This is a genomic window from Burkholderia territorii (assembly GCF_001718335.1).
Lineage (GTDB): Bacteria > Pseudomonadota > Gammaproteobacteria > Burkholderiales > Burkholderiaceae > Burkholderia > Burkholderia territorii.
On record NZ_CP013366.1, the window covers coordinates 1,519,878 to 1,546,756 of the forward strand.

The 26,879-nt window shown below is 65.1% G+C and carries 25 protein-coding genes and 1 tRNA gene; 20 read left to right on the forward strand and 6 right to left on the reverse strand.

Translation table 11 applies throughout. The annotated features are described in order from the left end of the window. Window positions 1–103: 103 nt before the first annotated feature. From rbsK to WS51_RS17565, 3 genes are read left to right on the forward strand one after another with little or no spacing between them, the layout of a single operon-like run. Complete coding sequence (gene rbsK / locus WS51_RS17555; RefSeq protein ID WP_418219700.1) at window positions 104–1,030, forward strand: ribokinase; 927 nt, start codon at window positions 104–106, stop codon at window positions 1,028–1,030. A 58-nt stretch (window positions 1,031–1,088) separates the two neighbouring features. Next, window positions 1,089–2,408 carry an MFS transporter gene (locus tag WS51_RS17560; protein WP_059769431.1) on the forward strand — a complete coding sequence of 440 codons (1,320 nt, stop codon included), beginning with the start codon at window positions 1,089–1,091 and terminating at the stop codon, window positions 2,406–2,408. Window positions 2,409–2,452: 44 nt separating this feature from the next. Beyond that, the gene (locus tag WS51_RS17565) at window positions 2,453–3,400 is read left to right on the forward strand and encodes a dihydrodipicolinate synthase family protein (RefSeq protein ID WP_059448305.1); all 948 of its coding nucleotides are present in this window, start codon (window positions 2,453–2,455) and stop codon (window positions 3,398–3,400) included. 111 nt (window positions 3,401–3,511) lie between these two features. On the opposite strand, the gene WS51_RS17570 is transcribed toward WS51_RS17565, so the two are convergent. Then, window positions 3,512–5,185, reverse strand: coding sequence for an electron transfer flavoprotein-ubiquinone oxidoreductase (locus WS51_RS17570; RefSeq protein WP_069229531.1), 1,674 nt, complete (start codon window positions 5,183–5,185; stop codon window positions 3,512–3,514). 178 nt (window positions 5,186–5,363) lie between these two features. Between WS51_RS17570 and WS51_RS17575 the strand changes: the two genes are divergently transcribed. Together WS51_RS17575 and WS51_RS17580 are read left to right on the forward strand one after the other, a co-directional pair. Beyond that, window positions 5,364–6,140 carry an SDR family oxidoreductase gene (locus tag WS51_RS17575; RefSeq protein WP_059447351.1) on the forward strand — a complete coding sequence of 259 codons (777 nt, stop codon included), beginning with the start codon at window positions 5,364–5,366 and terminating at the stop codon, window positions 6,138–6,140. A 32-nt stretch (window positions 6,141–6,172) separates the two neighbouring features. Further along, window positions 6,173–6,604 carry an acyl-CoA thioesterase gene (locus tag WS51_RS17580; RefSeq protein ID WP_059501796.1) on the forward strand — a complete coding sequence of 144 codons (432 nt, stop codon included), beginning with the start codon at window positions 6,173–6,175 and terminating at the stop codon, window positions 6,602–6,604. Window positions 6,605–6,710: 106 nt separating this feature from the next. Here WS51_RS17580 and WS51_RS17585 read toward each other — a convergent pair whose 3' ends face one another. Continuing rightward, window positions 6,711–7,256, reverse strand: coding sequence for a LuxR C-terminal-related transcriptional regulator (locus WS51_RS17585; RefSeq protein WP_059447349.1), 546 nt, complete (start codon window positions 7,254–7,256; stop codon window positions 6,711–6,713). 223 nt (window positions 7,257–7,479) lie between these two features. Here WS51_RS17585 and WS51_RS17590 point away from each other — a divergent pair, with 223 nt between their 5' ends. Together WS51_RS17590 and WS51_RS17595 are read left to right on the forward strand one after the other, a co-directional pair. Then, complete coding sequence (locus tag WS51_RS17590; RefSeq protein WP_059447348.1) at window positions 7,480–8,184, forward strand: CoA transferase subunit A; 705 nt, start codon at window positions 7,480–7,482, stop codon at window positions 8,182–8,184. A 1-nt stretch (window position 8,185) separates the two neighbouring features. Continuing rightward, window positions 8,186–8,827 carry a CoA transferase subunit B gene (locus WS51_RS17595; RefSeq protein ID WP_059447347.1) on the forward strand — a complete coding sequence of 214 codons (642 nt, stop codon included), beginning with the start codon at window positions 8,186–8,188 and terminating at the stop codon, window positions 8,825–8,827. Window positions 8,828–8,905: 78 nt separating this feature from the next. On the opposite strand, the gene WS51_RS17600 is transcribed toward WS51_RS17595, so the two are convergent. From WS51_RS17600 to WS51_RS17610, 3 genes are read right to left on the reverse strand one after another with little or no spacing between them, the layout of a single operon-like run. After that, window positions 8,906–9,619: an SDR family oxidoreductase gene (locus tag WS51_RS17600; protein ID WP_059447346.1), complete on the reverse strand. Its 714-nt coding sequence runs from the start codon at window positions 9,617–9,619 to the stop codon at window positions 8,906–8,908. Window positions 9,620–9,653: 34 nt separating this feature from the next. After that, complete coding sequence (locus tag WS51_RS17605) at window positions 9,654–10,664, reverse strand: polysaccharide deacetylase family protein (RefSeq protein WP_059790769.1); 1,011 nt, start codon at window positions 10,662–10,664, stop codon at window positions 9,654–9,656. Between the two features lie 11 nt (window positions 10,665–10,675). Continuing rightward, window positions 10,676–11,233 (reverse strand): ester cyclase, encoded by a 558-nt coding sequence (locus WS51_RS17610; RefSeq protein WP_060127819.1) that lies wholly within the window; start codon window positions 11,231–11,233, stop codon window positions 10,676–10,678. Between the two features lie 137 nt (window positions 11,234–11,370). Here WS51_RS17610 and WS51_RS17615 point away from each other — a divergent pair, with 137 nt between their 5' ends. From WS51_RS17615 to WS51_RS17675, 13 genes are all read left to right on the forward strand, one after another. Then, the gene (locus WS51_RS17615) at window positions 11,371–12,276 is read left to right on the forward strand and encodes a LysR family transcriptional regulator (protein ID WP_069229532.1); all 906 of its coding nucleotides are present in this window, start codon (window positions 11,371–11,373) and stop codon (window positions 12,274–12,276) included. Between the two features lie 132 nt (window positions 12,277–12,408). Beyond that, window positions 12,409–13,305: an alpha/beta fold hydrolase gene (locus WS51_RS17620; RefSeq protein ID WP_059790800.1), complete on the forward strand. Its 897-nt coding sequence runs from the start codon at window positions 12,409–12,411 to the stop codon at window positions 13,303–13,305. Window positions 13,306–13,386: 81 nt separating this feature from the next. Then, entirely contained in the window at window positions 13,387–13,740 is a 354-nt protein-coding gene (locus tag WS51_RS17625; RefSeq protein ID WP_069229533.1) for a RidA family protein, read from the forward strand. A 39-nt stretch (window positions 13,741–13,779) separates the two neighbouring features. Beyond that, window positions 13,780–16,014, forward strand: a complete 2,235-nt coding sequence (locus tag WS51_RS17630; protein WP_059447340.1) for a RelA/SpoT family protein — start codon at window positions 13,780–13,782, stop codon at window positions 16,012–16,014. A gap of 96 nt (window positions 16,015–16,110) precedes the next feature. Then, window positions 16,111–16,187: transfer RNA gene (locus WS51_RS17635), tRNA-Val, on the forward strand. 270 nt (window positions 16,188–16,457) lie between these two features. Then, window positions 16,458–18,365, forward strand: coding sequence for a threonine--tRNA ligase (gene thrS / locus WS51_RS17640; RefSeq protein ID WP_059447339.1), 1,908 nt, complete (start codon window positions 16,458–16,460; stop codon window positions 18,363–18,365). Window positions 18,366–18,414: 49 nt separating this feature from the next. After that, the gene (gene infC / locus WS51_RS17645; RefSeq protein ID WP_071734130.1) at window positions 18,415–18,939 is read left to right on the forward strand and encodes a translation initiation factor IF-3; all 525 of its coding nucleotides are present in this window, start codon (window positions 18,415–18,417) and stop codon (window positions 18,937–18,939) included. 190 nt (window positions 18,940–19,129) lie between these two features. Further along, entirely contained in the window at window positions 19,130–19,327 is a 198-nt protein-coding gene (rpmI, locus tag WS51_RS17650) for a 50S ribosomal protein L35 (protein ID WP_004191477.1), read from the forward strand. A gap of 30 nt (window positions 19,328–19,357) precedes the next feature. Next, complete coding sequence (gene rplT / locus WS51_RS17655) at window positions 19,358–19,717, forward strand: 50S ribosomal protein L20 (RefSeq protein WP_004192938.1); 360 nt, start codon at window positions 19,358–19,360, stop codon at window positions 19,715–19,717. Window positions 19,718–19,865: 148 nt separating this feature from the next. Further along, window positions 19,866–20,879 (forward strand): phenylalanine--tRNA ligase subunit alpha, encoded by a 1,014-nt coding sequence (gene pheS, locus WS51_RS17660; RefSeq protein ID WP_006753318.1) that lies wholly within the window; start codon window positions 19,866–19,868, stop codon window positions 20,877–20,879. 96 nt (window positions 20,880–20,975) lie between these two features. After that, complete coding sequence (gene pheT, locus WS51_RS17665; RefSeq protein WP_069229534.1) at window positions 20,976–23,405, forward strand: phenylalanine--tRNA ligase subunit beta; 2,430 nt, start codon at window positions 20,976–20,978, stop codon at window positions 23,403–23,405. A 72-nt stretch (window positions 23,406–23,477) separates the two neighbouring features. Then, complete coding sequence (locus WS51_RS17670; RefSeq protein ID WP_006486093.1) at window positions 23,478–23,864, forward strand: integration host factor subunit alpha; 387 nt, start codon at window positions 23,478–23,480, stop codon at window positions 23,862–23,864. Between the two features lie 61 nt (window positions 23,865–23,925). Beyond that, complete coding sequence (locus WS51_RS17675) at window positions 23,926–24,336, forward strand: MerR family transcriptional regulator (RefSeq protein WP_059501809.1); 411 nt, start codon at window positions 23,926–23,928, stop codon at window positions 24,334–24,336. A gap of 79 nt (window positions 24,337–24,415) precedes the next feature. Here WS51_RS17675 and WS51_RS17680 read toward each other — a convergent pair whose 3' ends face one another. Further along, complete coding sequence (locus tag WS51_RS17680) at window positions 24,416–26,626, reverse strand: hypothetical protein (RefSeq protein ID WP_060023524.1); 2,211 nt, start codon at window positions 26,624–26,626, stop codon at window positions 24,416–24,418. Between the last annotated feature and the right edge of the window lie 253 nt (window positions 26,627–26,879).

Sequence of the window (26,879 nt, forward strand, 5' to 3'; positions counted from 1 at the left end):
GCATTATGTCAGACCCAGCTTACGTCCGCATTGTGAAATTTTCGTCGACGATGATCGCGTCGACTATTTTGTCCGTTGAAAATGTAAGCGGTTACATTGAATGATGAGCCACGCAAACCCTCGTCGGATCGCAGTCGTCGGCAGCCTCAACGTCGATCTCGTCACGCATGCCCCGCGGCTGCCCGTGCCCGGAGAAACGCTGCTCGGCACGAAATTCCAGACGGTTCACGGCGGCAAGGGCGCGAACCAGGCCGTGGCCGCGGCCCGTCTCGGTGCATCGGTGGCGATGATCGGCTGCGTCGGAGGCGACGCGTTCGGCGCGCGCCTGCACGATGCGCTTGTGGCCGAACGCATCGACGTGACGCACGTGCACCGAATCGACGGTGAGGCAACCGGCGTGGCGACGATCACGGTCGATGCGCACGGGGCCAACAGCATCGTCGTCGTACCCGGCGCCAACGCGCGTCTCGATGCCGAATTGGTCGACCGGGCGCGCGACGCGATCGCCGGCGCGGCGCTGCTGGTGTGCCAGCTCGAGGTGCCGATCGAGACCGTCGCGCGCGCGATCGGCAGTGCGCTCGCGCATCGCACGCCGGTGCTGCTCAATCCGGCGCCTGCACGGCCGCTGTTCGACGCCTTGCTGGCCCGGATCGACTACCTCGTCGTCAACGAAACGGAAGCCGAGTCGCTGACCGGCATTGCCGTCGGCGACGATGCCTCGGCGGTTCGCGCCGCCGAGGCGTTGCGCGCGAAGGGCGTCGGCAACGTGCTGGTCACGCTGGGCGCGCGCGGCGTCTGCTGGCGCGGCAGCGCAGGCAACGGCCGCCATCGGGCAATGGCGGTGCTCGCCGTCGACACGACCGCGGCCGGCGACACCTTCGTCGGCGGCTTCGCGGCGGCCCGGGCGAGCGGCGCATCGATGGACGACGCGATCGCGTTCGGCCAGCGTGCCGCCGCGATCAGCGTCACGCGTCACGGCGCACAGACGTCGATTCCGACGCGCGCAGAAGTGGAAAGCATGACCGTATAGATTCCGCGACGACGGAAAGCGCCGGCAAGCACCGGCCCATGACATGGAGACGATCGAAATGAACGAAGACCAGGCTGTTCCGACTGCACCGCCACGTATCCGGCGCGGACAACGTATCGCGCTCGCGCTGCTGCTGGCGAGCGGGATCGTCAACTATCTCGATCGCGGCACGCTGGCCGTCGCGAGTTCGTCCATCCGCAGCGATCTCGGGCTGTCGCTGTCGCAGATGGGATTGCTGCTGTCGGCATTCTCGTGGAGCTATGCGCTGTGCCAGTTTCCGGTCGGCGGGCTCGTCGATCGCATCGGGCCGCGCCGGCTGCTCGGCATCGGCCTGATCGTCTGGTCGTTCGCGCAGATGGCGGGCGGCCTCGTGTCCACCTTCGGCTGGTTCATCGTCGCGCGGATCGTGCTCGGCATCGGCGAGGCGCCGCAGTTTCCGTCGGCGGCGCGGGTGGTGAGCAACTGGTTTCCGTTACGCGCGCGCGGTACGCCGACCGGCATCTTCAACGCGGCGTCGCCGCTCGGTACCGCGCTCGCGCCGTTGCTGCTGTCGGTGCTCGTCGCCTCGTTCAACTGGCGCTGGGCGTTCTTCGTGACGGGCGCAGCCGGTCTCGTCGTCGCCGTCGTCTGGTTTGCGTCGTATCGCGATCCGGCGCGCGCGCAACTGACCGCCGCGGAACGAGGGTATCTCGATGCCGATGCGCAGACGGCCGTCGCCGCCCCCAAGCTGACCTTCGCCGAGTGGCGCAGCCTTTTTTCGCACGGCACCACCTGGGGCATGCTGATCGGATTCTTCGGTTCGGTGTATCTGAACTGGGTCTACCTGACCTGGCTGCCGGGGTACCTGACGATGGAGCGTCACATGAGCCTCGTGCGCACCGGGTTTGCGGCATCCGTGCCGTTCCTGTGCGGATTCGTCGGCTCGCTCGTGGCCGGCTGGCTGTCGGATCTGGTGACGCGCCGCAGCCGCTCGCCGGTGGTGAGCCGGCGCAATGCGGTGGTCGTCGCGATGCTCGGGATGGTCGCGTTCACGATTCCGGCTGCACTCGTGCAGAGCAACACGGTCGCGCTCGCATGCATTTCGGTCGTGATCTTTCTCGCCAATGCGGCTTCGGCGTGTTCGTGGGCACTCGCGACGGCGGCCGCACCGCCGAGCCGTGTCGCATCGCTCGGCGCGATCCAGAATTTCGGCGGTTTCATCGGCGGTGCGCTCGCGCCGATCCTGACCGGCGTCATCGCGCAGACGTGGTCGTTCGTGCCGGCGCTGCTGACGGCGGCGGCAATCGCGTTCGCGGGTGCGATGGCTTACCTGCTGCTGGTGCGCAAACCGATTCCCGAGCAGTCCGCGAGTGCGGCGCCCGGGCCGCTACCGGCCTGAGGCCGCCACCCGCTCCCCGTATTCACTGAAGGAAGGAGAAACAGATGCAATCACATCAGCAGGCGAGCACGACCATCGAAGGGATCGTGCCGGTGATGCTGACGCCGTTCGACGATGCCGGCGCGATCGACTATGCGGGCCTCGAGCGACTCATCGAATGGTATCTGGCGCATGGCTCGGATGCGCTGTTCGCGGTCGCGCAATCGAGCGAGATGCAGTTCCTGAGTCTTGCCGAACGTGCCGAACTCGCGCGCTTCGTGGTCGAGCGGGTGGCCGGGCGCGTGCCTGTCGTGGCGTCCGGCCACGTCAGCGAAGATCTGGACGCGCAGGTCGCGGAGCTGTGTGCCGCGGCGGAATCGGGTGCGCAAGGCGTCGTGCTCGTGACCAACCGCCTCGATCCGCATCGCAAGGGCAGCGCCGCGTTTGTCGATCATCTGAACAAGTTGCTTGCGCGGCTGCCGTCGGATCTGCCGCTCGGCTTGTATGAATGTCCGGCGCCATATCGGCGCTTGCTGTCCGATGACGAACTGCGTGCTTGCATCGACACAGGCCGCTTCGTGATGTTGAAGGACGTGAGCTGCGATCTGGAGACGGTGAAGCGACGCGTTGCACTGGCCGCGGGCTCGCCGATGAAGATCCTGAATGCGAATGCCGCGATCGCATGGGATGCGATGAAGGCGGGCTCCGCCGGTTTCAACGGCGTGTTCACCAACTTCCATCCCGACCTGTATCGATGGCTGCGCACCCGGGGCGACTCGGATCCGGCGCTCGCCGACGAATTGTCGACCTTCCTGGTGCTTTCGGCGGTGTCGGAAGCGCTCGGCTACCCGGCGCTCGCGAAGATCTATCATCAACGGATCGGCACGTTCGCGTCGATTCGCTGTCGCTCGATCGACTACGACGTGCGGGAGCGGTTCTGGGCGCTCGATGCGGTGCTCGACAAGATCGTGTCCGGTACCGAGCATTTCCGCCGGCGCATTGCGACGCGGTAGCGCGGCCGGGGCAGGGCGGAGCGAAGGAATCGCGCGCCCGGACTCGGGCGCGGCAGCGTCGAATGCAGACCGGACAAAAAAACGCCGCGCAAGGCGGCGTCTTTCAGCAGGTTACATGTTCGGGTAATTCGGCCCGCCGCCGCCTTCGGGCGTGACCCACACGATGTTCTGCGTCGGGTCCTTGATGTCGCAGGTCTTGCAGTGCACGCAGTTCTGCGCGTTGATCACAAGGCGCTCGCTGCCGTCGTCGTTCTTCACGAACTCGTACACCGCCGCCGGGCAGAACCGCGCCTCCGGCCCCGCGTACGTGCGCAGGTTCACGTTCACCGGCACGCTCGCGTCCTTCAGCGTCAGGTGCGCCGGCTGGTTCTCCTCGTGGTTCGTGTTCGAGATGAACACCGACGACAGCCGGTCGAACGTCAGCTTGCCGTCCGGCTTCGGATACTCGATCGGCTCGCACTGCGACGCCGGCTTCAGCATCTCGTGATCCGCGTGCTTGTGGTGCAGCGTCCACGGCACGTTGCCGCCCATCACCTTCTGCTCGAGCCCGACCATCAGCGTGCCCAGGTACAGGCCCTTGGCCATCCACTGCTTGAAGTTGCGCGCGCGGTACAGCTCCGTGTGCAGCCACGATTGCTTGAACGCATCCGGGTACGCGTTGAGCTCGTCCGACTGACGGCCGGCCTGCAGCGCGTCGAACGCCGCGTCCGCCGCCAGCATGCCCGTCTTGATCGCCGCGTGGCTGCCCTTGATGCGCGACGCGTTCAGGAAGCCCGCGTCGTCGCCGATCAGCGCGCCGCCCGGGAACACCGTCTTCGGCAGCGACAACAGGCCACCGGCCGTGATCGCGCGCGCGCCATACGACACGCGCTTGCCGCCTTCGAGGAACGCGCGGATCGACGGGTGCGTCTTGTAGCGCTGGAATTCCTCGAACGGCGACAGGTACGGGTTCGTGTAGCCGAGGCCCACCACGAAGCCGACCACCACCTGGTTATTGTCCATGTGGTACAGGAACGAGCCGCCGTAGGTGTCGGACTTCAGCGGCCAGCCGGCCGTGTGGATCACCAGGCCCGGCTTGTGCTTGGCCGGATCGATTTCCCACAGCTCCTTGATGCCGATCCCGTACGCCTGCGGATCGGCGTTCGCGTCGAGCTTGAACTTCGAGATCAGCTGGCGGCCCAGATGGCCGCGGCAGCCTTCGGCGAACAGCGTGTACTTCGCGTGCAGCTCCATGCCGAGCTGGAAGTTCTCGGTCGGCTCGCCGTCCTTGCCCACGCCCATGTTGCCGGTGGCGACGCCCTTCACCGAGCCGTCGTCGTTGTAGAGAATTTCCGCGGCCGGAAAGCCCGGGAAGATCTCCACGCCGAGCGCCTCGGCCTGCTGGCCCAGCCAGCGCGTGACGTTGCCCAGCGAGATCACGTAGTTGCCGTGGTTCTTGAAGTTGTCCGGCAGCGCCCAGTTCGGCGTCGTGACGGCGCTTTTCTCGGACAGGAACAGGAAGCGGTCTTCCGTGACCTCGACGTTCAGCGGCGCGCCGCGCTCCTTCCAGTCGGGGAACAGCTCGGTGATCGCGCGCGGGTCCATCACCGCGCCCGACAGGATGTGCGCGCCGATCTCGGAACCCTTCTCGAGCACGCACACGCCGATCTCGGTGCCTTTCTCGGCGGCCAGCTGCTTGAGCCGGATCGCGGCCGACAGCCCGGCCGGGCCGCCGCCCACGATCACGACGTCGTATTCCATCGATTCGCGCGGGCCGTATTGCTCGATGAGGCTTGCGGGGGTCATTGGCGTTCCTCTAACCGTTAGAATGCTTTTATTCGGGAGCGTATTGTCTGCGAAACGAAACGCTTGCCGCAACAGCATGCGTGAAGATTAGCACGATCGTTCTATTTTTTGTGCTAGGGTTATGCTGCCTGGGACTTGACGCCCGCGGCGGCGAAACGACATCGAAAGGGGATGTGCAATGGGTCGATCGATCAATCTGGAAGGCAAGGTCGCGCTGGTCACGGGCGCATCGAGCGGCCTCGGGCAACGTTTCGCACAGGTGCTCTCGCAGGCCGGCGCGAAGGTCGTGCTCGCAAGCCGCCGCGTCGAGCGACTGAAGGAGTTGCGCGCGGAAATCGAGGCCGAGGGTGGTGCCGCGCACGTCGTGTCGCTCGACGTCACCGATGTGCAGAGCATCAAGGCGGCCATCGCACACGCGGAAACGGAAGCCGGCACGATCGACATCCTCGTGAACAATTCGGGCGTCTCGACGATGCAGAAGCTCGTCGACGTGACGCCGGCCGATTTCGAGTTCGTGTTCGACACCAACACGCGCGGCGCGTTTTTCGTCGCGCAGGAAGTCGCGAAGCGGATGATCATGCGCGCAAACGGCAACGGCAAGCCGCCTTACCGGATCATCAACATCGCGTCGGTGGCCGGGCTGCGCGTGTTTCCGCAGATCGGGCTGTATGCGATGAGCAAGTCGGCGGTCGTGCAGATGACGCGTGCGATGGCGCTCGAATGGGGCCGCCACGGAATCAACGTCAACGCGATCTGTCCGGGCTATATCGATACCGAAATCAATCACTACCTGTGGGAAACCGAGCAGGGCCAGAAGCTGCAGTCGATGCTGCCGCGCCGGCGCGTCGGCAAGCCTCAGGATCTCGACGGGCTGTTGTTGCTCCTCGCGGCCGACGAGTCGCAGTTCATCAACGGCTCGATCATCTCCGCCGACGACGGCTTCGGCCTCGCGTGAGCGGGTGACATCCAGCAACGAAGAACACTGCAATGAGCGAATATTCCCCTGTATTTGAAATGTCGATGCCGATCCGCTGGGGCGACATGGACGCATTCGGCCACGTGAACAACACGGTCTATTTCCGCTACATGGAGCAGGCCCGGATCTCGTGGTTCGAGCAACTCGGCATCGCGGGCGGCAACGGCGAGGGGCAGGGGCCCGTGATCGTCACGGCGTCGATGGAGTTCCTGAAGCAATTGCACTATCCGGGCGACGTGATCGCGAGGATGTCGGTCGCGAAGCCGGGCCGCAGCAGCTTCGACACGGGTTTCGAGCTGACGCGCGCGGACGATCCGGAGCACGTCTACGCGCGCGGCAACGCACGCTGCGTGTGGGTCGACTACGCGCTCGGCAAGTCGGTGCCGCTGCCGCAACTGCTGCGCGACACCATCGAGCGCGCGCTCGCGGCGAAGGTCGGTTGAGCGCGGCGGCACCGCGGCCGGCGCCCGGGCGCCGCCATGCCGCCATTTCCCGTTGATTTCCCGAATCGGCCGCCTCGCGCGGCCGATTGCCGTTCCCCGGTGCGTTTTACTGGCCGAGCAGGCGCTGCAGCAGTTCCGGCGTATTGTTCGTGCCGTACTTGCGCATCAGTCGCGCCCGATAGATGTCGACCGTGCGCGAACTGATGTCGAGCACGCGCCCGATCTGCTTGCTGGTCTTGCCCGTCGCGAGCTGCGCGGCGATCTCGCGCTCGCGCGGCGTCAGTTCGACGGCGACCCGGCGCGTCGCGCTCAGGTCCTCGAAGGTCCAGACGCCGGCTGCGAGCGGGGCGGTGCGGTCGAGTGCGCGGCCCGTCACATGGCACCAGAACAGCTCGCCGTCGGCGCGTTTCATGATTCTGTCATCGGCGTAGGTGCCGTTCGCGATCATCACGCGCGAGATGCGCTCGCCGATGCGCTGGAATTCATCCGGCGACGGATAGAGCACTTCGTACGACTTCCCGATCAGATCGGCGCGCGCACAGCGGAAGATCGACGCCAGCGCGTCGTTGCAGTCCTCGATCACGCGGTCGCGCGACATCACGAGGCCGAGCGGCGCGAGGTGAAAGGCAGTCTGGTAATCGAGAGCGGGCATGGCGCAGGCAAGCGTAGGCAAACGCTTATGTATTTTTGCGTATTGTGCCGCATCCGCGCCGCATCGTACCCTTTCAGGCATCTCGCGGCGGCTTGTCGCGATATAAAAACAGCGCGCTTCGACGCAGGTATCGCCGTGCATGCATAGAATGATGCGGTGGGCTTGCGGCCCAGTGAGCGCGTGAACCGGTTTTGCTGGTTTCCATAGAGGAAGGGACATACAGATGAACAAAGTCTATCCAAGCGCGGCTGCCGCGCTGGAAGGGATCGTCCGCGACGGACAAACCTTCGCGGTGGGCGGCTTCGGCCTGTGCGGGATTCCCGAGGCGCTGATCGCGGCGCTGCGCGATTCCGGCGTCAAGGGCATCACCTGCATCAGCAACAATGCGGGTGTCGACGGCTTCGGTCTCGGCCTGCTGCTGGAAACTCGCCAGATCAGGAAGATGATCTCGTCGTACGTCGGCGAGAACAAGGAGTTCGAGCGCCAGTACCTGGCAGGCGAACTCGAGCTCGAATTCACGCCGCAGGGCACGCTCGCCGAGAAGCTGCGCGCGGGCGGCGCCGGCATCCCCGCATTTTTCACGAACACCGGCTACGGCACCGTGATCGCGGAAGGCAAGGAAACGCGCCAGTTCGGCGATCGCCACTACGTGCTCGAGCCGTCGCTGACGGCCGACGTCGCACTCGTGAAGGCGTGGAAGGCCGACAAATCCGGCAACCTGATCTATCGCCGTACCGCGCGCAACTTCAATCCGATGTGCGCGATGGCGGGCAAGATCACGGTGGCGGAAGTCGAGGAGATCGTCGAGAACGGCGCGCTCGATCCGGACCAGATCCATACGCCGGGGATCTTCGTGCAGCGCATCGTGCTGAACGCGACGCCCGAGAAACGCATCGAACAACGCGTCGTACGCGCGAAAGGAGACTGACATGGCCTGGAATCGTGACCAGATGGCTGCGCGCGCGGCGAAGGAACTGCAGGACGGCTTCTACGTGAACCTCGGCATCGGGCTGCCGACGCTCGTCGCAAACCATGTCCCGGCGGGCGTCGAGGTATGGCTGCAGTCGGAAAACGGCCTGCTCGGCATTGGCCCGTCGCCGACCGAGGACGAAGTCGATGCCGACCTGATCAACGCCGGCAAGCAGACCGTCACGACGCTGCCGGGGTCGTCGATCTTCTCGTCGGCCGATTCGTTCGCGATGATCCGCGGCGGCCACATCAACCTCGCGATCCTCGGTGCGATGCAGGTCAGCAAGACGGGCGACCTCGCGAACTGGATGATCCCGGGCAAGATGATCAAGGGCATGGGCGGCGCGATGGATCTCGTCGCGGGCGTGAAGCGCGTCGTCGTGCTGATGGAGCACGTCGCGAAGGGCGACCAGCACAAGATCCTCGAAGAGTGCAATCTGCCGCTGACGGGCGTCGGCGTGGTCGACCTGATCATCACCGATCTCGGCGTGATCGAAGTGACGCCGAATGGCCTGAAGGTGCTCGAGCTTGCCGATGGCGTGAGCGCGGAAGAGATCCAGGCGAAGACGGGCGCGCCGCTCGACGTGAGCGCGGTCGCGTAACCGCCGGACTTTCGGCACAACGCGCGACGCCCCGCGTTCCACCATGGAACGCGGGGCGTTTTGTCGTGACCGCTTGCGCTACGCGATTGCGCCGCCGCCGTCGATCAGCACCGTCGAGCCGGTCGCATAAGGCGTTGTCGCCAGATACAGGATCGCATTAGCGACGTCTTCCGGCTGGCCCACGCGGCGTGCCGGGAGGCGCTGCGCCGCACCCGCGTACATCGCGTCGCGCGCATCGGGTGCGAGCTTGTCCCACAACGGTGTCGCGATCAGGCCGGGCGATACGACATTCACGCGCACGGGCGCCAGCTCGAGCGCAAGGCCGCGGGCGAGCGCCTCGAGCGCTGCGTTGATCGCGCCTTGCAATACCGACGATGCGTTCGGCCGCACGCTGAGGTAGCCCGACACGAACGTGAGCGAACCGCCGGGCACGATATCGATCGAGCGTGCGATGCGATATGCGCCCCAGAACTTGCTGTCCATTGCGGCTTGCGCGTCGGCAAGCGGCAGCGCCCGGACCGGGCCCGTCGCCGTCTTCGCGGCCGAAATCGCGACATGGTCGAATTGGCCGACGCGCGCACAGAATGCATCGACGGCCGCCGTATCGGTGATGTCGAGCGCTTCCGTGCGGACTTGCGCGCCCGGCGCGGCATCTGCATTGGCCCTGGCCGGGTCGCGCGATGCGATCGTCACGATGGCGCCGCGTTGTGCGAATGCTTTCGCGGCGGCGGCACCAATGCCGGAGCTGCCGCCGACGACGAGTACTTTCTTTCCGTGGAGTGAATCGTTCATGGTGGTCCTTCCGAGGTGAGGGATCGCAATCCGGTCAGATCGTTTCGGCTTCGCGCAACGTCGACGGGCTTTGCAGGGCGAAGCGTGCAATCTCGTCCTTGCGCATGAAGACAACGCCCGGATGCGATCGAGCGTAGTGCAGGAACGCATCCCACGCGCGAACCATCTGCGGCGTGCCGCTGATCCGGTCGTGCGCGCTGATCGACATCAATCGCCGCCGCTGCCCGGCTTCCGCGTACAACTGATCGAAATCGAGCTTGATCTGCTCGACGAACATCGTGGGCGAATAGTTGCGGCCTTCGATCAGCAGGATGTCGTTGTTGCGCAACGTGTACGGAACGACCGCGAAGTCGCGGCCGTCGACCGTTTCGATGAACGGCTCGTCGCGGCTCACATCGTCGATGTGATACACGTAGCCGAGTTCCTGCAGCAACGGCAGCGTGTGCGGTCCGCGCCGCAGCCAATTGCAGTTGTAGCCGATCGGGCGTTGCCCCGTCGCTGCTTCGACCATGTCGCGGGCTTCGGTGAGGAAGCGGCGCTCGTCGTCGCGGCTCATCGCGAATTGCGACCGCCAGGTCGGGCCGTGCGCGGCCGCTTCGTGGCCGCGCGACACGATCTCGCGTGCGAGTTCCGGATGCCGGCGTGCCGCCTCGCCAATCATGTGCGACGTGACTTTCACGCCATGCCGATCCCACAGATCGAGAAGACGCGGGATCCCTTCCCGGTAGCCATAGGCGAACCACGTGGCCGAGGCCAGGTCGACCGGCACCGACGACGGAAATTCGACCGACGGGAACGGACTGTCCGCGCCCTTGGGCGGTTGTCCGCCGGCCTCGAACTGCATCGAGATCGAGATGACGAGGCGCGTGTCGCCCGGCCAGTGTCCTCCGGCACCCGTCGACGCGAGGCCCGGTACCGGGGCGGCCATTGCCGGCCCGGCGGCGCCCGCGGTCATCGCGATGCCGGCTGCCAATCCCGCGCCCGCTTGTGCAAGAAACGTGCGGCGGGCCGGCGGCGTTGCTGAACCGTGATTGCGGTGAGTCATCGCGTCCTCCGTCAGCCGACGAGCCCGAGCTGACGCATCAGCGTCAGGTTGTCCTCGATATGCCAGTTTTCCGCTATCCGGCCGTGGTCGATCCGGTAGATGTCGGTCGCGATGAAGTCGACCGCCTGTCCGCTACCGGTCGTTCCGTTGAACGTGCCGGTGAAATGTCCGCGAAAGTGCAGGTGCACGACGACACGGTCGCCCGCCACGATCATCTGCTCGATGTCGCAATGCAGGTCGGGGATGGCCGCACGCATCGTTCTGGACGCCGCAAGCGGTCCCGCTACACCTTGCTCACGGCCGGCCGGCAACGTCCGGTCGAGGAAATCGGCCGCGAGCGCGGTGCGCGCGAGGGTCGCATCGCCGGTATCCCAGAACGTGCCGTAGCGACGCGCAGCGAGGATTTGCGCACGTGCCTGCGTGGCCGGCACGTCGGCCGCGACGGTCAGCTTGTGCGGATCGAGAAGGTCGGCGGCGCGGGACGCACCAGGCGACAGCGTAGCGACGCAGGCCGCCGCGGCGATGACGCGGGCGATCGGGCGCGCGACAGAAGCAAAGGGGATCGACATGGTTTCGGTTGTCCTGTGGAGGGCGTCGTGGGCGACGCGGTACAGGTATGGTAGGTTTCCGTTTCGCGCGTAAATACGGGGAAAAGGCGAATGGATTATTCGAAAAAAGGAAAGATCGACGCGGGAGAGGTGTCGCGATGCTGATCGACGATCTCCCGGCGCTCGAGACCTTCGCGAGAATCGTGTCGGCCGGCAGCCTGTCCGCGGCGGCGCGCGAACTCGATTTGTCGCTGTCCGTCGTGAGCAAGCGGCTCGCGCATCTCGAGTCGCGCCTCGGCGTGCGCCTGCTGCATCGGACGACACGGCAGCAGACGCTGACCGACGACGGTGCGCAGTTCCATGCGCAAGTGCTGCGCATCCTGTCCGAGATCGATCGCGCTGAAACGCTGATGAGCGATCGTCGCGGCACGGTCGGCGGCGTGCTGCGCGTGACGGCGCCCGGCGAGCTCGGTCGACTGCGGATCGCGCCGCTCGTCGCGGCGTTTCAACGGCGCCATCCGGAGTTGACCGTGCACCTGATGCTGACCGACACGATCGTCGATCTGCTCGCGCACGACATCGACGTCGCCGTGCGGATCGGCAGCCTTGCCGATTCGACGATGATCGCGCGCGAACTGGCGCCGAATCATCGCGTGCTTTGCGCGTCGTCGGGCTATCTCGCCGTGCACGGGCAGCCGACTCATCCGGCCGAGCTTCGTGCGCATCGATGCATCGTGATGGGCGACCAGCCGCGTACGGAGTGGCGGTTCGACGGCGCGCAGGGTGCAGTGACGGTCGAAGTGACGGCCGCGCTGCTGACGAACGACGGTGGTGCGGCGCGGACGTTGGCATTGGAGGGCGCCGGCATTGCGCTGAAGTCGATCTGGGACGTCGGCGCCGATCTGCAGGCAGGCCGGCTCGTCCGGGTCTTGCCGACATTCGCGGCGCCTGCGGCACCGCTCCATGCCGTGTATCCCGGCGGCCGCCATGTGCCGCTGCGCGTGAGGACATTCGTCGATTACCTGCGCGACCAGTTGCGCGACACGTGGCGCGGCAGTGCATGAACCGTTGCGAACGACGCGCCGGGTGACCGCGGCCACGTGAAGTCTCGTCGTTGCGAAGCGGTTTACAATCGATTGCATCAGGCGGCGCGAGCGTTGTCCGCCGCACCGCCCATGTTCGACAGGATGCCAACGATGCCGACCACCTCAGCGAATCCTCCGGTTCCCCGTCAGCGACGCGTGCAGTGTGCGAGCGCTGCCGGCCTTCACCACGTCGCCTATACCGAATGGGGCGACCCCGCCAATCCGCGTGTGCTGGTCTGCGTGCACGGGCTGACCCGTTCGGGGCGCGACTTCGACCGGCTTGCCGCCGCGTTGTCCGACACGTATCGCGTCGTCTGCCCCGACGTCGTCGGGCGCGGGCGATCCGACTGGCTCGCCGATGCCCGGCTTTATGCGATTCCGCAATATGTGGCCGACATGGTGACGCTGATCGCGCGGCTTGACGTCGAGTCGGTCGACTGGTTCGGCACGTCGATGGGCGGGTTGATCGGCATGGCGTTCGCGGGGTTGCCCGGTTCGCCGCTGCGCCGGATGCTCGTCAACGACGTCGGCCCGCGCATCGAGCCCGATTCGCTGACGCGTATCGGCGAATACCTCGGCGTGCAGCCGCGGTTCGCGACCGAACAGGAGGGCATCGACTATCTGACGTCGCTGTCGCTGCCGTTTGGCGCGTTGACCGACGACGAGTGGCGCGAGATCAATGGGCCGCTGCTGCGCGAGCTGCCCGACGGCGGCTGGACGATGCGCTACGATCCGCGCATCGCGGAGCCGTTCAAGGCGACCACGCCCGAGCTCGCCGCGCTCGGCGAAGCCGCGCTGTGGCGCGCGATCGAGACCACCGATGCGTCGCTGCTCGTGGTGCGCGGCGAGCGTTCCGACCTGCTGTCGCGCGACACGGTGGCGGAGATGGTGCGTCGCGGCCGCCACGTGACGCAAGCCGAGATCCAGGGCGCGGGCCACGCGCCGGCGTTCACCAGCGCCGACCAGATTGCGCTCGCCCGCCGGTTTTTCGTCGAGGGAAGCGCATAAACGCGTCATAATATGCGGTTCGGCGGCACGCGGGCCGCGTCGTTGCCGATTCTTCACCCACTCACACGACCGGAACATTCCATGGCAGTCATTCGTCACCACGTCGGTGCCCGTCTCTCCGAAACCGCGATCCACAACGGTACCGTGTATCTGGCCGGCCAGATCGCCGAAGACACCACGCAGGACATCCGCGGCCAGACGCGCGAAGTGCTCGGCCACATCGACCGCCTGCTCGCCGAAGCGAACAGCGACAAGGCGCATCTGCTGTCGGTGCAGATCTACATTTCGGATCTCGCGAACTTCGACGGCATGAACGCGGAGTGGGACGCATGGGGCGCGCAGGGCAACACGCCGCCGCGCGCGACCGTCGAGGCGAAGCTCGCGGATCCGGCGCTGCTCGTCGAGATCGTCGTCGTCGCCGCGCAACGGAGCTGAGCGAAGCATTCCGATGACCGCGATACGCCAGGCCGCGCGATGACCGAATCCGTTTCCGCTTCTTCCGTCGCAGCACCGTCATTCGACGACGTGCTCGCGTTCGTGCGCGAGCGTGCCGGTGACGCGCGCCTGGCGTCGGGCGAGCTGCTCGCCGATCACTCGGCGGGTACGGCGTCGATCATGCGCACGCTGAACGTCGACCCGCACGCGATGCAGGCGGCCGCGCTGTTCGTGCTCACGCCGCACCTGAACGATCCGGAGCGCGAGCTGACCGAACGTTTCGGCGACGAGGTCGCGCGGCTCGTGTCCGACGTGCGCAAGCTGCTGCGGCTCGGCACCGTCAGCCTGCGCGCGGCGCAGAACGCAATGCCCGAGGCCGGGCGCGACGCCGCGCAAGAGCGGCGCACGCAGATCGAGGCGCTGCGCAAGATGCTGCTCGCGTTCGCGCAGGACATCCGCGTCGTGCTGATCCGGCTGGCGTCGCGGTTGCAGTCGCTGCGCTACTACGCGGCGGCGAAGCTCGACCCGCCGCCCGACGTCGCGCGCGAGACGCTGGAGATCTATGCGCCGCTCGCGAACCGCCTCGGCATCTGGCAACTGAAGTGGGAGCTCGAGGATCTCGCGTTCCGCTTCGAGGATCCGGTCACCTACAAGCGCATCGCGAAGCTGCTCGACGAAAAGCGCATCGAACGCGAGGCGTACGTCGCGCAGGCGATCGAGCGGCTGCAGCGCGAGCTGGCGGAAGCGCAGATCCCGGCCGACGTGAGCGGGCGGCCGAAGCACATCTACAGCATCTGGCGCAAGATGCGCGGCAAGGAGCTCGACTTCTCCGAGCTATACGACGTGCGCGCGTTTCGCGTGATCGTGCCGGACATCAAGGATTGCTACGCGGTGCTCGGCATCGTGCATCACCTGTGGCAGCCGGTGCCGAAGGAATTCGACGATTACATCTCGCGTCCGAAGCCGAACGGCTACAAGTCGCTGCATACGGTCGTGATCGGCGACGACGGCCGTGCGTTCGAAGTGCAGATCCGCACGCAGGAAATGCACCGCTTCGCGGAGTACGGTGTCGCCGCGCACTGGCGCTACAAGGAAGCGGGCACGCGCGGCTACGGCGGCCAGTTCTCGGCGAGCGACAAGTACGACGAGAAGATCGCATGGCTGCGCCAGCTGCTCGCATGGAAGGACGACGTCGAGGACGGCACGGAAATATCTGGTGACCAGGCGTGGGCCCAATTGCGCGAGACGTCGCTCGACGACGATCACATCTACGTGCTGACGCCGCAGGCGCGCGTGATCGCGTTGCCGCAGGGCGCGACGCCGGTCGATTTCGCCTACCACCTGCACAGCGAGCTCGGCCATCGCTGCCGCGGCGCGCGTGTCGACGGCGTGATGGTGCCGCTGAACACGGCGCTCGCGAACGGCCAGACGGTCGAGATCGTCGCGGTGAAGGAGGGCGGGCCGTCACGCGACTGGCTGAACCTGCAACTCGGTTACCTGAAGAGTCCGCGCGCGCGGCAGAAGGTGCGCGCGTGGTTCAATTCGATCGAGCAGGAAGAGAACATCGCGCACGGTCGCGCGCTCGTCGAAAAGACGCTGCAGCGCGAAGGCAAGACGTCGGTCAACCTCGACAACCTCGCCGCCAAGCTCGGCTTCAAGTCGCCCGAGGAGCTGTTCTCGGTCGTCGGCAAGGAAGAATTCAGCCTGCGCAACGTCGAACATGCGTTGTCCGATGCGCCGCCGCCCGAGCATGCGCCCGAGGCGCCTGCCGATTTCGAGAAGCGCAGCAGCGGGGCGAGTGTCGCGCATGGCGCGTCGGCCGGCGTGCTGGTGGTCGGGGTCGATGCGCTGCTGACTCAGCTTGCGCGCTGCTGCCGCCCGGCGCCGCCCGATCCGATCAGCGGTTTCGTGACGCGCGGCAAGGGCATGTCGATTCACCGCAGCGACTGCCCGACGTTCCGGCGAATGGCCGAACGGGCCCCCGAGCGCGTGCTGCAGACGACCTGGTCGGCCGACGTGCTGGGCGGCCGTGGCGTGTCGGTCTATCCGGTCGACCTGATGATCGAGGCGAGCGACCGGCAAGGCTTGCTGCGCGACATCTCCGAAGTGTTCGCCCGCGAGAAGATGAACGTGGTGGGCGTGAAGACGCAAAGCCGCCGGAATACGGCGTTCATGCAGTTCACGGTCGAGGTGTCGAATTCCGCACAGGTGCAGCGTGCGTGCACGCTGCTCGGCGAAGTGCCGGGCGTGGTGCGGGCGGCTCGCAAGGCATGACGTTGTCGAAAACGGGGTTGAAACGCGGTCCTTTTGCTGCGGATGCATAAAACACTTGCCAAGTGAGCGATAGCTCCATATAATCTTAGCTTCTTTAGGCTCGTAGCTCAGCTGGTTAGAGCACCACCTTGACATGGTGGGGGTCGTTGGTTCGAGTCCAATCGAGCCTACCAACGAATTGAGAATGCCCGGTTCCCGGGTGTTCGATGCAGTAAATAACTCAACGCGAACAAGGCGAATACGGTTATGACACCGCGAACGTTGACCGAAACCTTTTCGGAGCGACGCTAGTCGAGGAACGTTTTCGCCCTTTCAGTTTGAGTGAAGTATCGAATGCGGCCCCTCGAAAGCGGGGCCGCATTTTTTTTGTCGCGAAATTTTCGCGCGTGACTTGATATCGCGTGCTTGGTTTGCCGCCCACTGTCGGCATCACGGAGATTGCTATGGTTTCGATACGCTTGCCTGACGGCTCAGTTCGACAATACGAGCATCCGGTGACAGTTGCCGAGGTCGCGGCCTCGATCGGTCCCGGCCTCGCGAAGGCTGCGCTTGGCGGCAAGCTCGATGGGGAGCTCGTCGATACGTCCACGGTCATCGATCGCGACGCATCGCTTGCGATCGTCACGGACAAGGATGCCGACGGTCTCGACATCATCCGTCACTCGACCGCGCACTTGCTTGCCTACGCGGTGAAGGACCTGTATCCGGATGCGCAAGTGACGATCGGCCCGGTGATCGACAACGGCTTCTATTACGATTTCTCGTATAACCGCCCGTTTACGCCCGAAGATCTGGAAAAGATCGAAAAGCGCATGCAGGAACTCGCGAAAAAGGACGAGCCGGTGACGCGCCGCGTCGTGTCGCGCGACGAGGCGGCCGGCTATTTCCGCAGCCTCGGCGAGAAGTACAAGGCCGAGATCATCGAATCGATTCCGCAAGGCGACGAAATCAAGCTGTACTCGCACGGCGGCTTCACGGACCTCTGCCGTGGCCCGCACGTGCCGTCGACCGGCAAGCTGAAGGTCTTCAAGCTGATGAAGGTCGCGGGCGCGTACTGGCGCGGCGACTCGAAGAACGAGCAACTGCAGCGCATCTACGGCACGGCCTGGACGAAGAAGGAAGACCAGGATCAATACCTGCACATGCTCGAGGAAGCGGAAAAGCGTGACCACCGCAAGCTCGGCAAGCAGCTCGACCTGTTCCACATGCAGGAAGAGTCGCCGGGCATGGTGTTCTGGCATCCGAAGGGCTGGGCGCTGTGGCAGCAGGTCGAGCAGTACATGCGCCGCCGCGTGAACGAAGCCGGCTACCTCGAGATCAAGACGCCGATGATCATGGACCGCTCGCTGTGGGAGGCGTCGGGCCATTGGCAGAACTACCGCGAGAACATGTTCACGACGGAGTCGGAGAAGCGCGACTACGCGATCAAGCCGATGAACTGCCCGGGTCACGTTCAGGTGTTCAAGCACGGCCTGCGCTCGTACCGCGACCTGCCGCTGCGTTACGCGGAATTCGGTTCGTGCCATCGCAACGAGGCATCGGGCGCGCTGCATGGCCTGATGCGCGTGCGCGGCTTCGTGCAGGACGACGCGCACATCTTCTGTACGGAAGAGCAGTTCATTGCCGAGTCGATCGCATTCAACACGCTGGCGATGAGCGTGTACAAGGATTTCGGGTTCGAGCACATCGACATCAAGCTGTCGCTGCGCCCCGAACAGCGGGCGGGCACCGACGAAACGTGGGATCGCGCGGAGCAAGGCCTGCGCGATGCGCTGACGGCGTGCGGCCTGTCGTGGGAAGAGTTGCCGGGCGAGGGCGCGTTCTACGGCCCGAAGATCGAATACCACATCAAGGACGCGCTTGGCCGCTCGTGGCAGTGCGGCACGCTCCAGCTCGACATGGTGCTGCCGGAGCGTCTCGGCGCCGAATACGTCGCGGAAGACAACAGCCGCCGCCGGCCGGTGATGCTGCACCGTGCAATTGTCGGTTCGATGGAGCGCTTCCTCGGCATTCTGATCGAGCACCATGCTGGTGCGATGCCTGTCTGGCTCGCGCCGTTCCAGGCAATTGTGCTCAATATCGCCGAAAGTCAGGCGGAATATGCACAATCTCTGGCCCAAACGTTGCAAAAACAAGGGGTTAGAGTGGCGGCCGATTTGCGCAACGAGAAGATTAGCTATAAAATACGCGAGCACACGCTGGAAAAGGTGCCTTATCTCCTCGTCGTGGGCGATAAGGAGCGTGATGCGCAAACGGTAGCCGTGCGTGCCCGTGGCGGCGTCGATCTTGGCGTTATGCCGATCGAAGCCTTCGTTGAGCGTCTGCAGGAAGACCTGCGCTCGTTCAAGTAACCGCCCTGGCAGCGCGGCTCGTTTTTTTAATTTTTAGAGGAAACGTAACATCGCTACTGATAAGTCGTCGCATCGCATCAACGGTGAAATCACTGCGCCGGAAGTGCGTCTGGTCGGGATCGAGAACGAACCGCTCGGTATCGTAAAACTCGCTGATGCTTTCCGTAAATCGGAAGAGCTGGATGTTGACCTGGTGGAAATCGCGCCGCAAGCGGTTCCGCCGGTCTGCCGTCTGATGGACTACGGCAAGTTCAAGTATCAGGAGTCCAAGAAGCAGCACGAGGCGAAGCTGAAGCAGAAGGTCATCCAGGTGAAGGAAGTCAAATTCCGCCCGGGTACCGATGACGGTGACTACAACGTCAAGCTTCGCAATCTCGTACGCTTCCTCGAAGAGGGCGACAAGACGAAGATCACGTTGCGTTTCCGCGGCCGCGAAATGGCTCACCAGGAGATCGGCATGCGGATGCTCGAGCGTCTGCGCACGGATCTCGAGGAAGTCGGCCAGGTCGAGCAGATGCCGAAGATGGAAGGGCGCCAGATGATCATGGTGCTCTCGCCGAAGAAAAAGAAGTAACGGGCCCGCGCGCAAGCCGCGCAGGTTCGAAAGTGGTTCGGCGCGTCGCCCGGTCAGGGCGGCGCGCCAACAATGACGGCGGCTGCGCAAGCGGTTCGCCGTACACAAGTGGACTGGGTTTCGAAGGGCGGGTCAAGGGCGCAAGCCAACCGCACACCCATCGCCATCAAATAAACTGGAGTTGTTCGTCATGCCTAAGATGAAGACCAAGAAGAGTGCTGCAAAGCGCTTCGTGGTGCGTCCGGGCGGTACCGTCAAGCGCGGTCAAGCCTTCAAGCGTCACATCCTGACCAAGAAAACCACGAAGAACAAGCGTCACCTGCGCGGCGCAACGGCAGTTCATGATTCCGATCTGAACTCCGTCCGCGCAATGCTGCCGTTCGCGTAACCCCTCAACTGATACTCCAAGGAGAGAAACATGCCTCGAGTCAAACGTGGGGTAACCGCACGGGCCCGCCACAAGAAGATCATCAACCTGGCCAAGGGTTATCGCGGCCGTCGCAATAACGTCTACCGCATCGCCAAGCAGGCGGTGATGCGCGCTGGTCAGTACGCGTACCGCGATCGCCGCAACAAGAAGCGTGTGTTCCGCGCACTGTGGATCACGCGTATCAACGCGGCAGTTCGCCAGCACGACATGACCTACAGCGTGTTCATCAACGGCCTGAAGAAGGCGTCGATCGAACTCGACCGCAAGGTCCTGGCCGACATGGCGGTGTTCGACAAGGCTGCTTTTGCTGCGATCGTCAAGCAGGTGAAAGCCGCCGTTGCAGCCTAATTGCGAAATTAGCACTGCGTGGTTAGTTGCAGCGATGTTCCGGTAGTTTCGGCCGCTGCAGCGAAAACGGGGCTCTTCCGAGCCCCTTTTTTGTTTGGCGGGCAGATTCGCTCGCCAAGACCGAATGACGTTGGAAATGATGGGATCTATGGATCTGGACCAGATTGTCGCCGACGCGCAGCAGTCCTTCGAACAGGCTGCCGACATCACCACGCTCGAAAACGAGAAGGCACGCTTTCTCGGCAAGTCGGGTGCGCTGACCGAGTTGCTCAAGGGCCTCGGCAAGCTCGATCCCGAAGCACGCAAGACCGAAGGCGCACGCATCAACGTCGCGAAGCAGCAGGTTGAAGCCGCGCTGACCGCTCGCCGCCAGGCGCTCGCCGACGCGCTGTTGAACCAGCGCCTCGCCGCCGAGGCGATCGACGTCACGCTGCCGGGCCGCGGCGCCGGTGCAGGCAGCCTGCACCCCGTGATGCGCACGTGGGAGCGCGTCGAACAGATTTTCCGCTCGATCGGCTTCGACGTGGCCGACGGTCCCGAAATCGAGACCGACTGGTACAACTTCACGTCGCTGAACAGCCCGGAGAACCATCCGGCGCGTTCGATGCAGGACACCTTCTACGTCGAAGGCAAGGACGCCGACGGCCGCCAGCTGCTGCTGCGCACGCACACGAGCCCGATGCAGGTGCGTTACGCGCGCATGAACCGCCCGCCGATCAAGGTGATTGCACCGGGCCGCACGTATCGCGTCGACAGCGATGCGACCCACTCGCCGATGTTCAATCAGGTCGAGGGGCTGTGGATCGACGAAAACATCAGTTTCGCCGACCTCAAGGGCGTCTATACCGACTTCCTGAAGAAATTCTTCGAGCGCGACGACATCCTCGTGCGCTTCCGTCCGTCGTATTTCCCGTTCACGGAACCGTCGGCCGAGATCGACATGATGTTCGAGCACGGCAAGAACGCCGGCAAATGGCTCGAGATCTCGGGCTCGGGGCAGGTGCATCCGACCGTGATCCGCAACATGGGCCTCGATCCCGAGCGCTACATCGGCTTTGCGTTCGGCAGCGGCCTCGAGCGCCTGACGATGCTGCGCTACGGCGTGCAGGATCTCCGGCTGTTCTTCGAGAACGACCTGCGTTTCCTGCGCCAGTTCGCATAACGCACGCGCCGCGCCGACATGTGCCCGCGCATGCGCCGCCGGACGTTTCCGGCGGCGGCCGGGCGCCGATCTAACCTGTTTCGAACGTAGACATCCATGCAATTCCCTGAATCCTGGTTGAGAACCTTTGTCGACCCGCAGCTGACGACCGACGAACTGTCGCACGCGCTGACGATGGCGGGGCTCGAAGTCGAATCGCTGAGCAAGGCTGCGCCGCCGACGTCGAAGATCGTCGTCGGGCGCGTGCTCGAAGTCGTCAAGCATCCGGATGCGGACAAGCTCAATGTCTGCCAGGTCGACGCCGGCACCGGCGCGACGCTGAATATCGTGTGCGGCGCACCGAACGTGGCGCCCGGCATCAAGGTGCCGGTCGCGCTGGTCGGCGCCGAACTGCCGCCGGCTGAAGAGGGCGGCAAGCCGTTCGCGATCAAGCTGTCGAAGCTGCGCGGCGTGGAGAGCCAGGGGATGCTGTGCTCGGCGCGCGAGCTGAAGCTGTCCGAGGATCACAGCGGCCTGCTGATCCTTCCGGAAGATACGCCGGTCGGCCAGGACATCCGCGACACGCTCAATCTCGACGACACGATCTTCGAAATCAAGCTGACGCCGAACAAGGCCGATTGCCTGTCGGTGTTCGGCATCGCGCGCGAGACGGCCGCAATCACCGGCGCGCCGCTGACGCCGGTCGACATTCGTCCGGTGCGTGTCGAACTCGACGAAACGCTGCCCGTGCGCATCGCTGCTCCCGACCTGTGCGGCCGCTTCTCGGGTCGCGTGATCCGTGGCGTGAACGCACGTGCGAAGACGCCGCAGTGGATGGTCGAGCGCCTCGAACGTGCGGGACAGCGCAGCGTGTCGGCGCTCGTCGACATCTCGAACTACGTGATGTTCGAACTCGGCCGTCCGTCGCACGTGTTCGATCTCGACAAGATCCACGGCGGCATCGAGGTTCGCTGGGGCAAGCGCGGCGAATCGCTGAAGCTGCTGAACGGCAACACGGTCGAGCTCGACGAAACGGTCGGCGTGATCGCGGACGACCGTCAGGTCGAAAGCCTCGCGGGCATCATGGGCGGCGACAGCACGGCCGTCACGCTCGACACGACCAACATCTACCTCGAAGCGGCGTTCTGGTGGCCGGACAGCATTCGCGGCCGCGCGCGCAAGTACAACTTCTCGACCGATGCGGCCCATCGCTTCGAGCGCGGCGTCGACTACGCGACGACCGTCGAGCACGTCGAGCGCATCACGCAGCTGATTCTCGACATTTGCGGCGGCAAGGCCGGCCCGGTCGACGACCAGGCGGTGAACCTGCCGCAGCGCGCGCCGGTGAAAATGCGCGTGTCGCGCGCGAACCGCATCATCGGCGTGAAGATCGACGCCGACGAGATCGCGAACATCTTCACGCGTCTCGGCCTGCCGTTCGAGCGTGACGACGATGCATTCCTGGTCACGCCGCCGTCGCACCGCTTCGACATCGAGATCGAGGAAGATCTGATCGAGGAAGTGGCCCGCATCTACGGCTTCGAGAAGATCCCGGCGCGCCCGCCGGTCGCGACGAGCGAGATGCGCGCGACCAACGAGACGCAGCGTTCGATCCACGACATCCGTCACGCGCTCGCGGCACGCGACTACGCCGAAACGGTCAACTTCAGCTTCGTCGATGCTGAGTGGGAGCACGACTTCGCCGGCAACGACAACCCGATCCGCCTGCTGAACCCGATCGCGAGCCAGCTGTCGGTGATGCGTACGACGCTGTTCGGCAGCCTGATTTCGGTGCTGCGCCACAACCTGAACCGTCGCGCGGATCGCGTTCGCGTGTTCGAGACGGGCCGCGTGTTCCTCTCCGATCCGTCGGTGAAGGCCGGCGAACTGACCGTCGAAGGCTACACGCAGCCGAAGCGCGTCGGCGCGCTCGCGTATGGCCCGGCGGTCGACGAACAGTGGGGTGTCGCGACCCGCGCGGTCGATTTCTTCGACGTGAAGGGCGATCTCGAGGCGCTGCTCGCGCCGGCCGTCGCGCGCTTCGTGAAGGACGAGCATCCGGCCCTCCATCCGGGCCGCAGCGCACGCATCGAGGTCGACGGCCGCGCGGTCGGCTGGATCGGCGAGCTTCATCCGCGCCTGATGCAGAAGTACGAGCTGCCCCACGCGCCGGTGATGTTCGAAATCGACGCGGATGCGCTGATTGCGCGTGCGCTGCCGGCCCCGACCGACGTGTCGAAATTCCCGCCGGTGCGGCGTGATATCGCGGTCGTGGTCGACCAGGCGGTCGAGGTTCAGGCACTTTTCGACGAAATGAAGAAGGCGCTCGCCGAAGACGCCTGCCGATTCGTTCAGAAGGTTGTACTCTTCGACGAATTTCGTGCAAAATCAAATACTTCCGGTGGCCTTGCCGCGCACGAGAAGAGCCTTGCCTTCCGCGTGACGCTGCAGGACGCGGCTGGCACGCTGCAAGACGAAGTCGTCGATCAGGCGATCCAGACGCTGGTCGAGCGGATGGCTCGTGCGGGCGCGCGCCTGCGAGGCTAAGGAGAAGGGCCGCCCGCCTGCGGGCGGCGCTTCCCCATCGTAAGTTTTGGTTTAACGCGCTGTATGGCAGATATGAACGACATGACCTCGAGTGAATTCGAAGCCCTTCTGACGGCGCAACGCAGTGCCATGAACCGCGACGCGTCGGCGCCGGCGTCCACCGAGACGCCGACGTTGACGAAAGCGGAGCTGGCCGAGCTGCTGTTCGACAGCGTCGGACTGAACAAGCGTGAAGCGAAGGACATGGTCGAGGCGTTTTTCGAAGTGATCCGCGACGCGCTCGAAAACGGCGAAAGCGTCAAGCTGTCGGGATTCGGCAATTTCCAGCTGCGCGACAAGCCGCAGCGTCCGGGCCGCAATCCGAAGACGGGTGAGGCGATTCCGATCGCGGCCCGCCGGGTGGTAACCTTCCACGCGAGCCAGAAACTGAAGGCGCTGGTCGAAAACGGCGCGGAGTAACGCCCGCGCGCCGACGTCTCCGCGCGGCCGCCGCGCACCCTTTACCGACGGTTAACCGACGATGACCACTACGGTTGAGAAAGTCGTCTTGCCTCCGATTCCCGCGAAGCGCTACTTCACGATCGGTGAAGTCAGCGAACTATGCGGGGTCAAGCCGCACGTGCTGCGTTACTGGGAGCAGGAATTCACGCAGTTGCGGCCGGTGAAGCGGCGTGGCAATCGCCGGTACTACCAGCACCACGAAGTGCTGCTGATCCGGCGGATCCGCGAGTTGCTGTACGAACAGGGATTCACGATCAACGGGGCGCGCAACCGGCTCGATTCGCCGGGCAGCGAGCGCGCTGCCGGTGCACCGGTCGAATCCGACGTGCCCGCCGATGCGCGTGCATCGGGCAAGGCGGGGGCAACGGTCGACGTGATCGCGCTGCGCCAGGCGCTCCTCGACGTGATCGATGGACTGAAGCACGACTGAGCACGACGCTCGGATCGATATGAAGCCCGGTTGGCGCGCGCCACCGGGCTTTTTTTTCGTGCATGCGAGGCCGCGCGCGTCAGCGCGATGCGAGCGGATTCGGCGTGCCCATGTCGACGACCAGCGTGCCGTCCGGCAGCATCCGCACCGAGCCTTGCGCGACCTGGCTGCGGTAGTCGTACAGGTCGAAGCGCATCGCGCCGGCCTGTGCCGAGTTCCGGATCAGCGCGCGCACGTTCAGTTCCAGTACGTTGAACATCTTCATGTCGCCGCCTTCCATCCACATGTAGCTCGGCGCGTCGATCTGCGGCCGCTTCAACGCGGGCGCGTCAGCGGCGCGCCGGAACGTGAGGCGCAGTCCGTCGCGTTCGACCGTGGCCTGGCCGAGCTTGCCGTTCAGCACGGGCGGCGGAAAGACGGTGTACTGGTCGAGCACGAGCGTGTCGCCGCGCAGTTCCGCGCCGCGACGCTGCAGCGGCGTCAGCGACGCGAGCTCGATGCCGAGCGAGCGCAGCAGCTTCGCCTGCGGGATGCCGAGCACCGACACCTGCGAAGGGCGGAATGCGAGATGCCGGTCGTCGAGCACCGAAAGCGAGCCCTTCATGTCGGTCGGCAGCCACACGCCGGGCACGTGATTCCAGAGCTTGATTCCGCCCCGGACGCGCAGGTCCTGGCCGTCCGCGCTCAACTGCAGGTCGTTCAGCGAGCGCGGCGAGTAGTCGAGCAGGTAGTTGTTGAAGAGTGCCGACATCGCTTTCCACGATTCGACGACCGATCCGCCGAGAATGCGGATGTCGTACTGGTTCGGATCGTCGAGGTCGACCGGTTCGCCCGGCCGTTTCGCGATGAGCTGGACGTCGAGGTCCTCGACGTGGAAGCCGATGTCGCCGGACAGGTTGAAGTCGACATTGTGCAGGTGGATCGTCGGATGTCGGTTCGACACATGCCGTTCGTTGAACGGGATGGCCGACGCGTGTCGCATCGCAACTTTCTGCATGCCCGGCTGCGGCGTGCCGGCCGCAAGTGCGAACGCTTGCCAGTGCTGGCGCGAGTCGTGCAACGCGCTCTGCTGCGCGGCGAGGAAGCTGTCGTTCAGGCGAGCGGCCGCGTTGCCGAGCGCGGCACCGCTCGCCGGGCCCGCGTACGACGGCATGCGGATCGCCATCGCGCCGCTTTCGTCGAAGTTGAAATAGCCGGCTGACACCTGGTCGCGATAGTGATACAGGTCGAACACGAATTTCTGGTCACGCCTGGTCTGATCGACGGGGACGATCAGGATGTCCGCGTTCATCGGCATCGAGCGCATGAACTTCACGTCGCCGCCGCGGATGTACATCGCCTGTTGCGGCGCGTTCGCGGGCAGCGCGAAGCCGGCGTGCGAGCCGTCGTCGAGCGTGAGGTCGAGGCCGGCCGGCGTCACGCGCAGCGCGGTGATCCTGATCTTCAGCCGCGGCGGCGGCATCAGCTTGTCGACCGACATCACGAGATCGTCGCCGGCGAGCCGTGCGATCGGCGTCTCGACCTTCAGCAGATCGGCCATCTTCACGTTGGCCGCGCGCATGACCGGCTGCGCGTTGATGCCCGACACGCGCACGCCGGTCGGGTGGAACACGAGCTGGCTGCCGTCGCGGATCGCGAGCGTGCCGGTCAGCGAGAACGGCACCCAGCCGTCGCGCTGCATCTCGCCCTGCAGATGGATCACGCCGTCGCCCGCCGATACCGCGAGCTTGCGAAGCGGCGCGTTGCGGTAACCGAAGATATAGGTGTTGAACAGGGCGGTGAGCTTCGCGTCGTCGAGCGTGACCGTGCCTTCATGCACGTCGATCTCGAAACTCGTCGGATCGTCGAACACGATCGGGGCGCCGGCCTGCGTCGGCACGAGCGTGGCCGACAGTTGATGGATGAAGAAGCCGAGGTTGTTGACGATGCGGAAATCGACATCGCGCAGGAACGTCATCGCACCGTTCTGGCCCGAGTCGCGCAGCGTGAACGGGCGAGGCTGCGTGAGGCTGAGCGACGCGAGCGACGGCACCGTGCGCGCGATCTGCTGCTCGCGGGCAAGGCGTTCGGCCTTGGTGCGCTCGATCTTCGTCGATGCGGCCGACGCGTTGCCGTCACGCTGTGCGGCCGGTTCCGCGCAGCCGGCGCAGAGCAGCGCGAGCGCGAGCGCGCCGCAGCCGAGTGCACGAGAGGCGCCTTTTGACGCCGGCGCGACCGTGCGTCGCGGGCCGGCCATCCAGTCGAATAATGCCAAAGGCGTGCGATGGCCGCGTCGGACCGCATTCCGCATCGTCTGTCTCCATGTCTTGTCATGATCGGCGAGGGCGCACGGCCGATGCGCGGCGCCGACGTCGATGCCGTGCAGTGTGGCATAGCGCACTAGAGCGGCGTAACCAAACAGCGGGCGGCCGGGCGAGCCCGGCCGGCGCGCGACAGGACAATGGATTCACGGCGGCGGCGCGAAAAGATCAAACGGCCGTTTGGTTTGCGCTCGAGGCAGGCGGCGCGCCCTGTGCCGGATCGGCAAACCCGGTGTCGGCGTT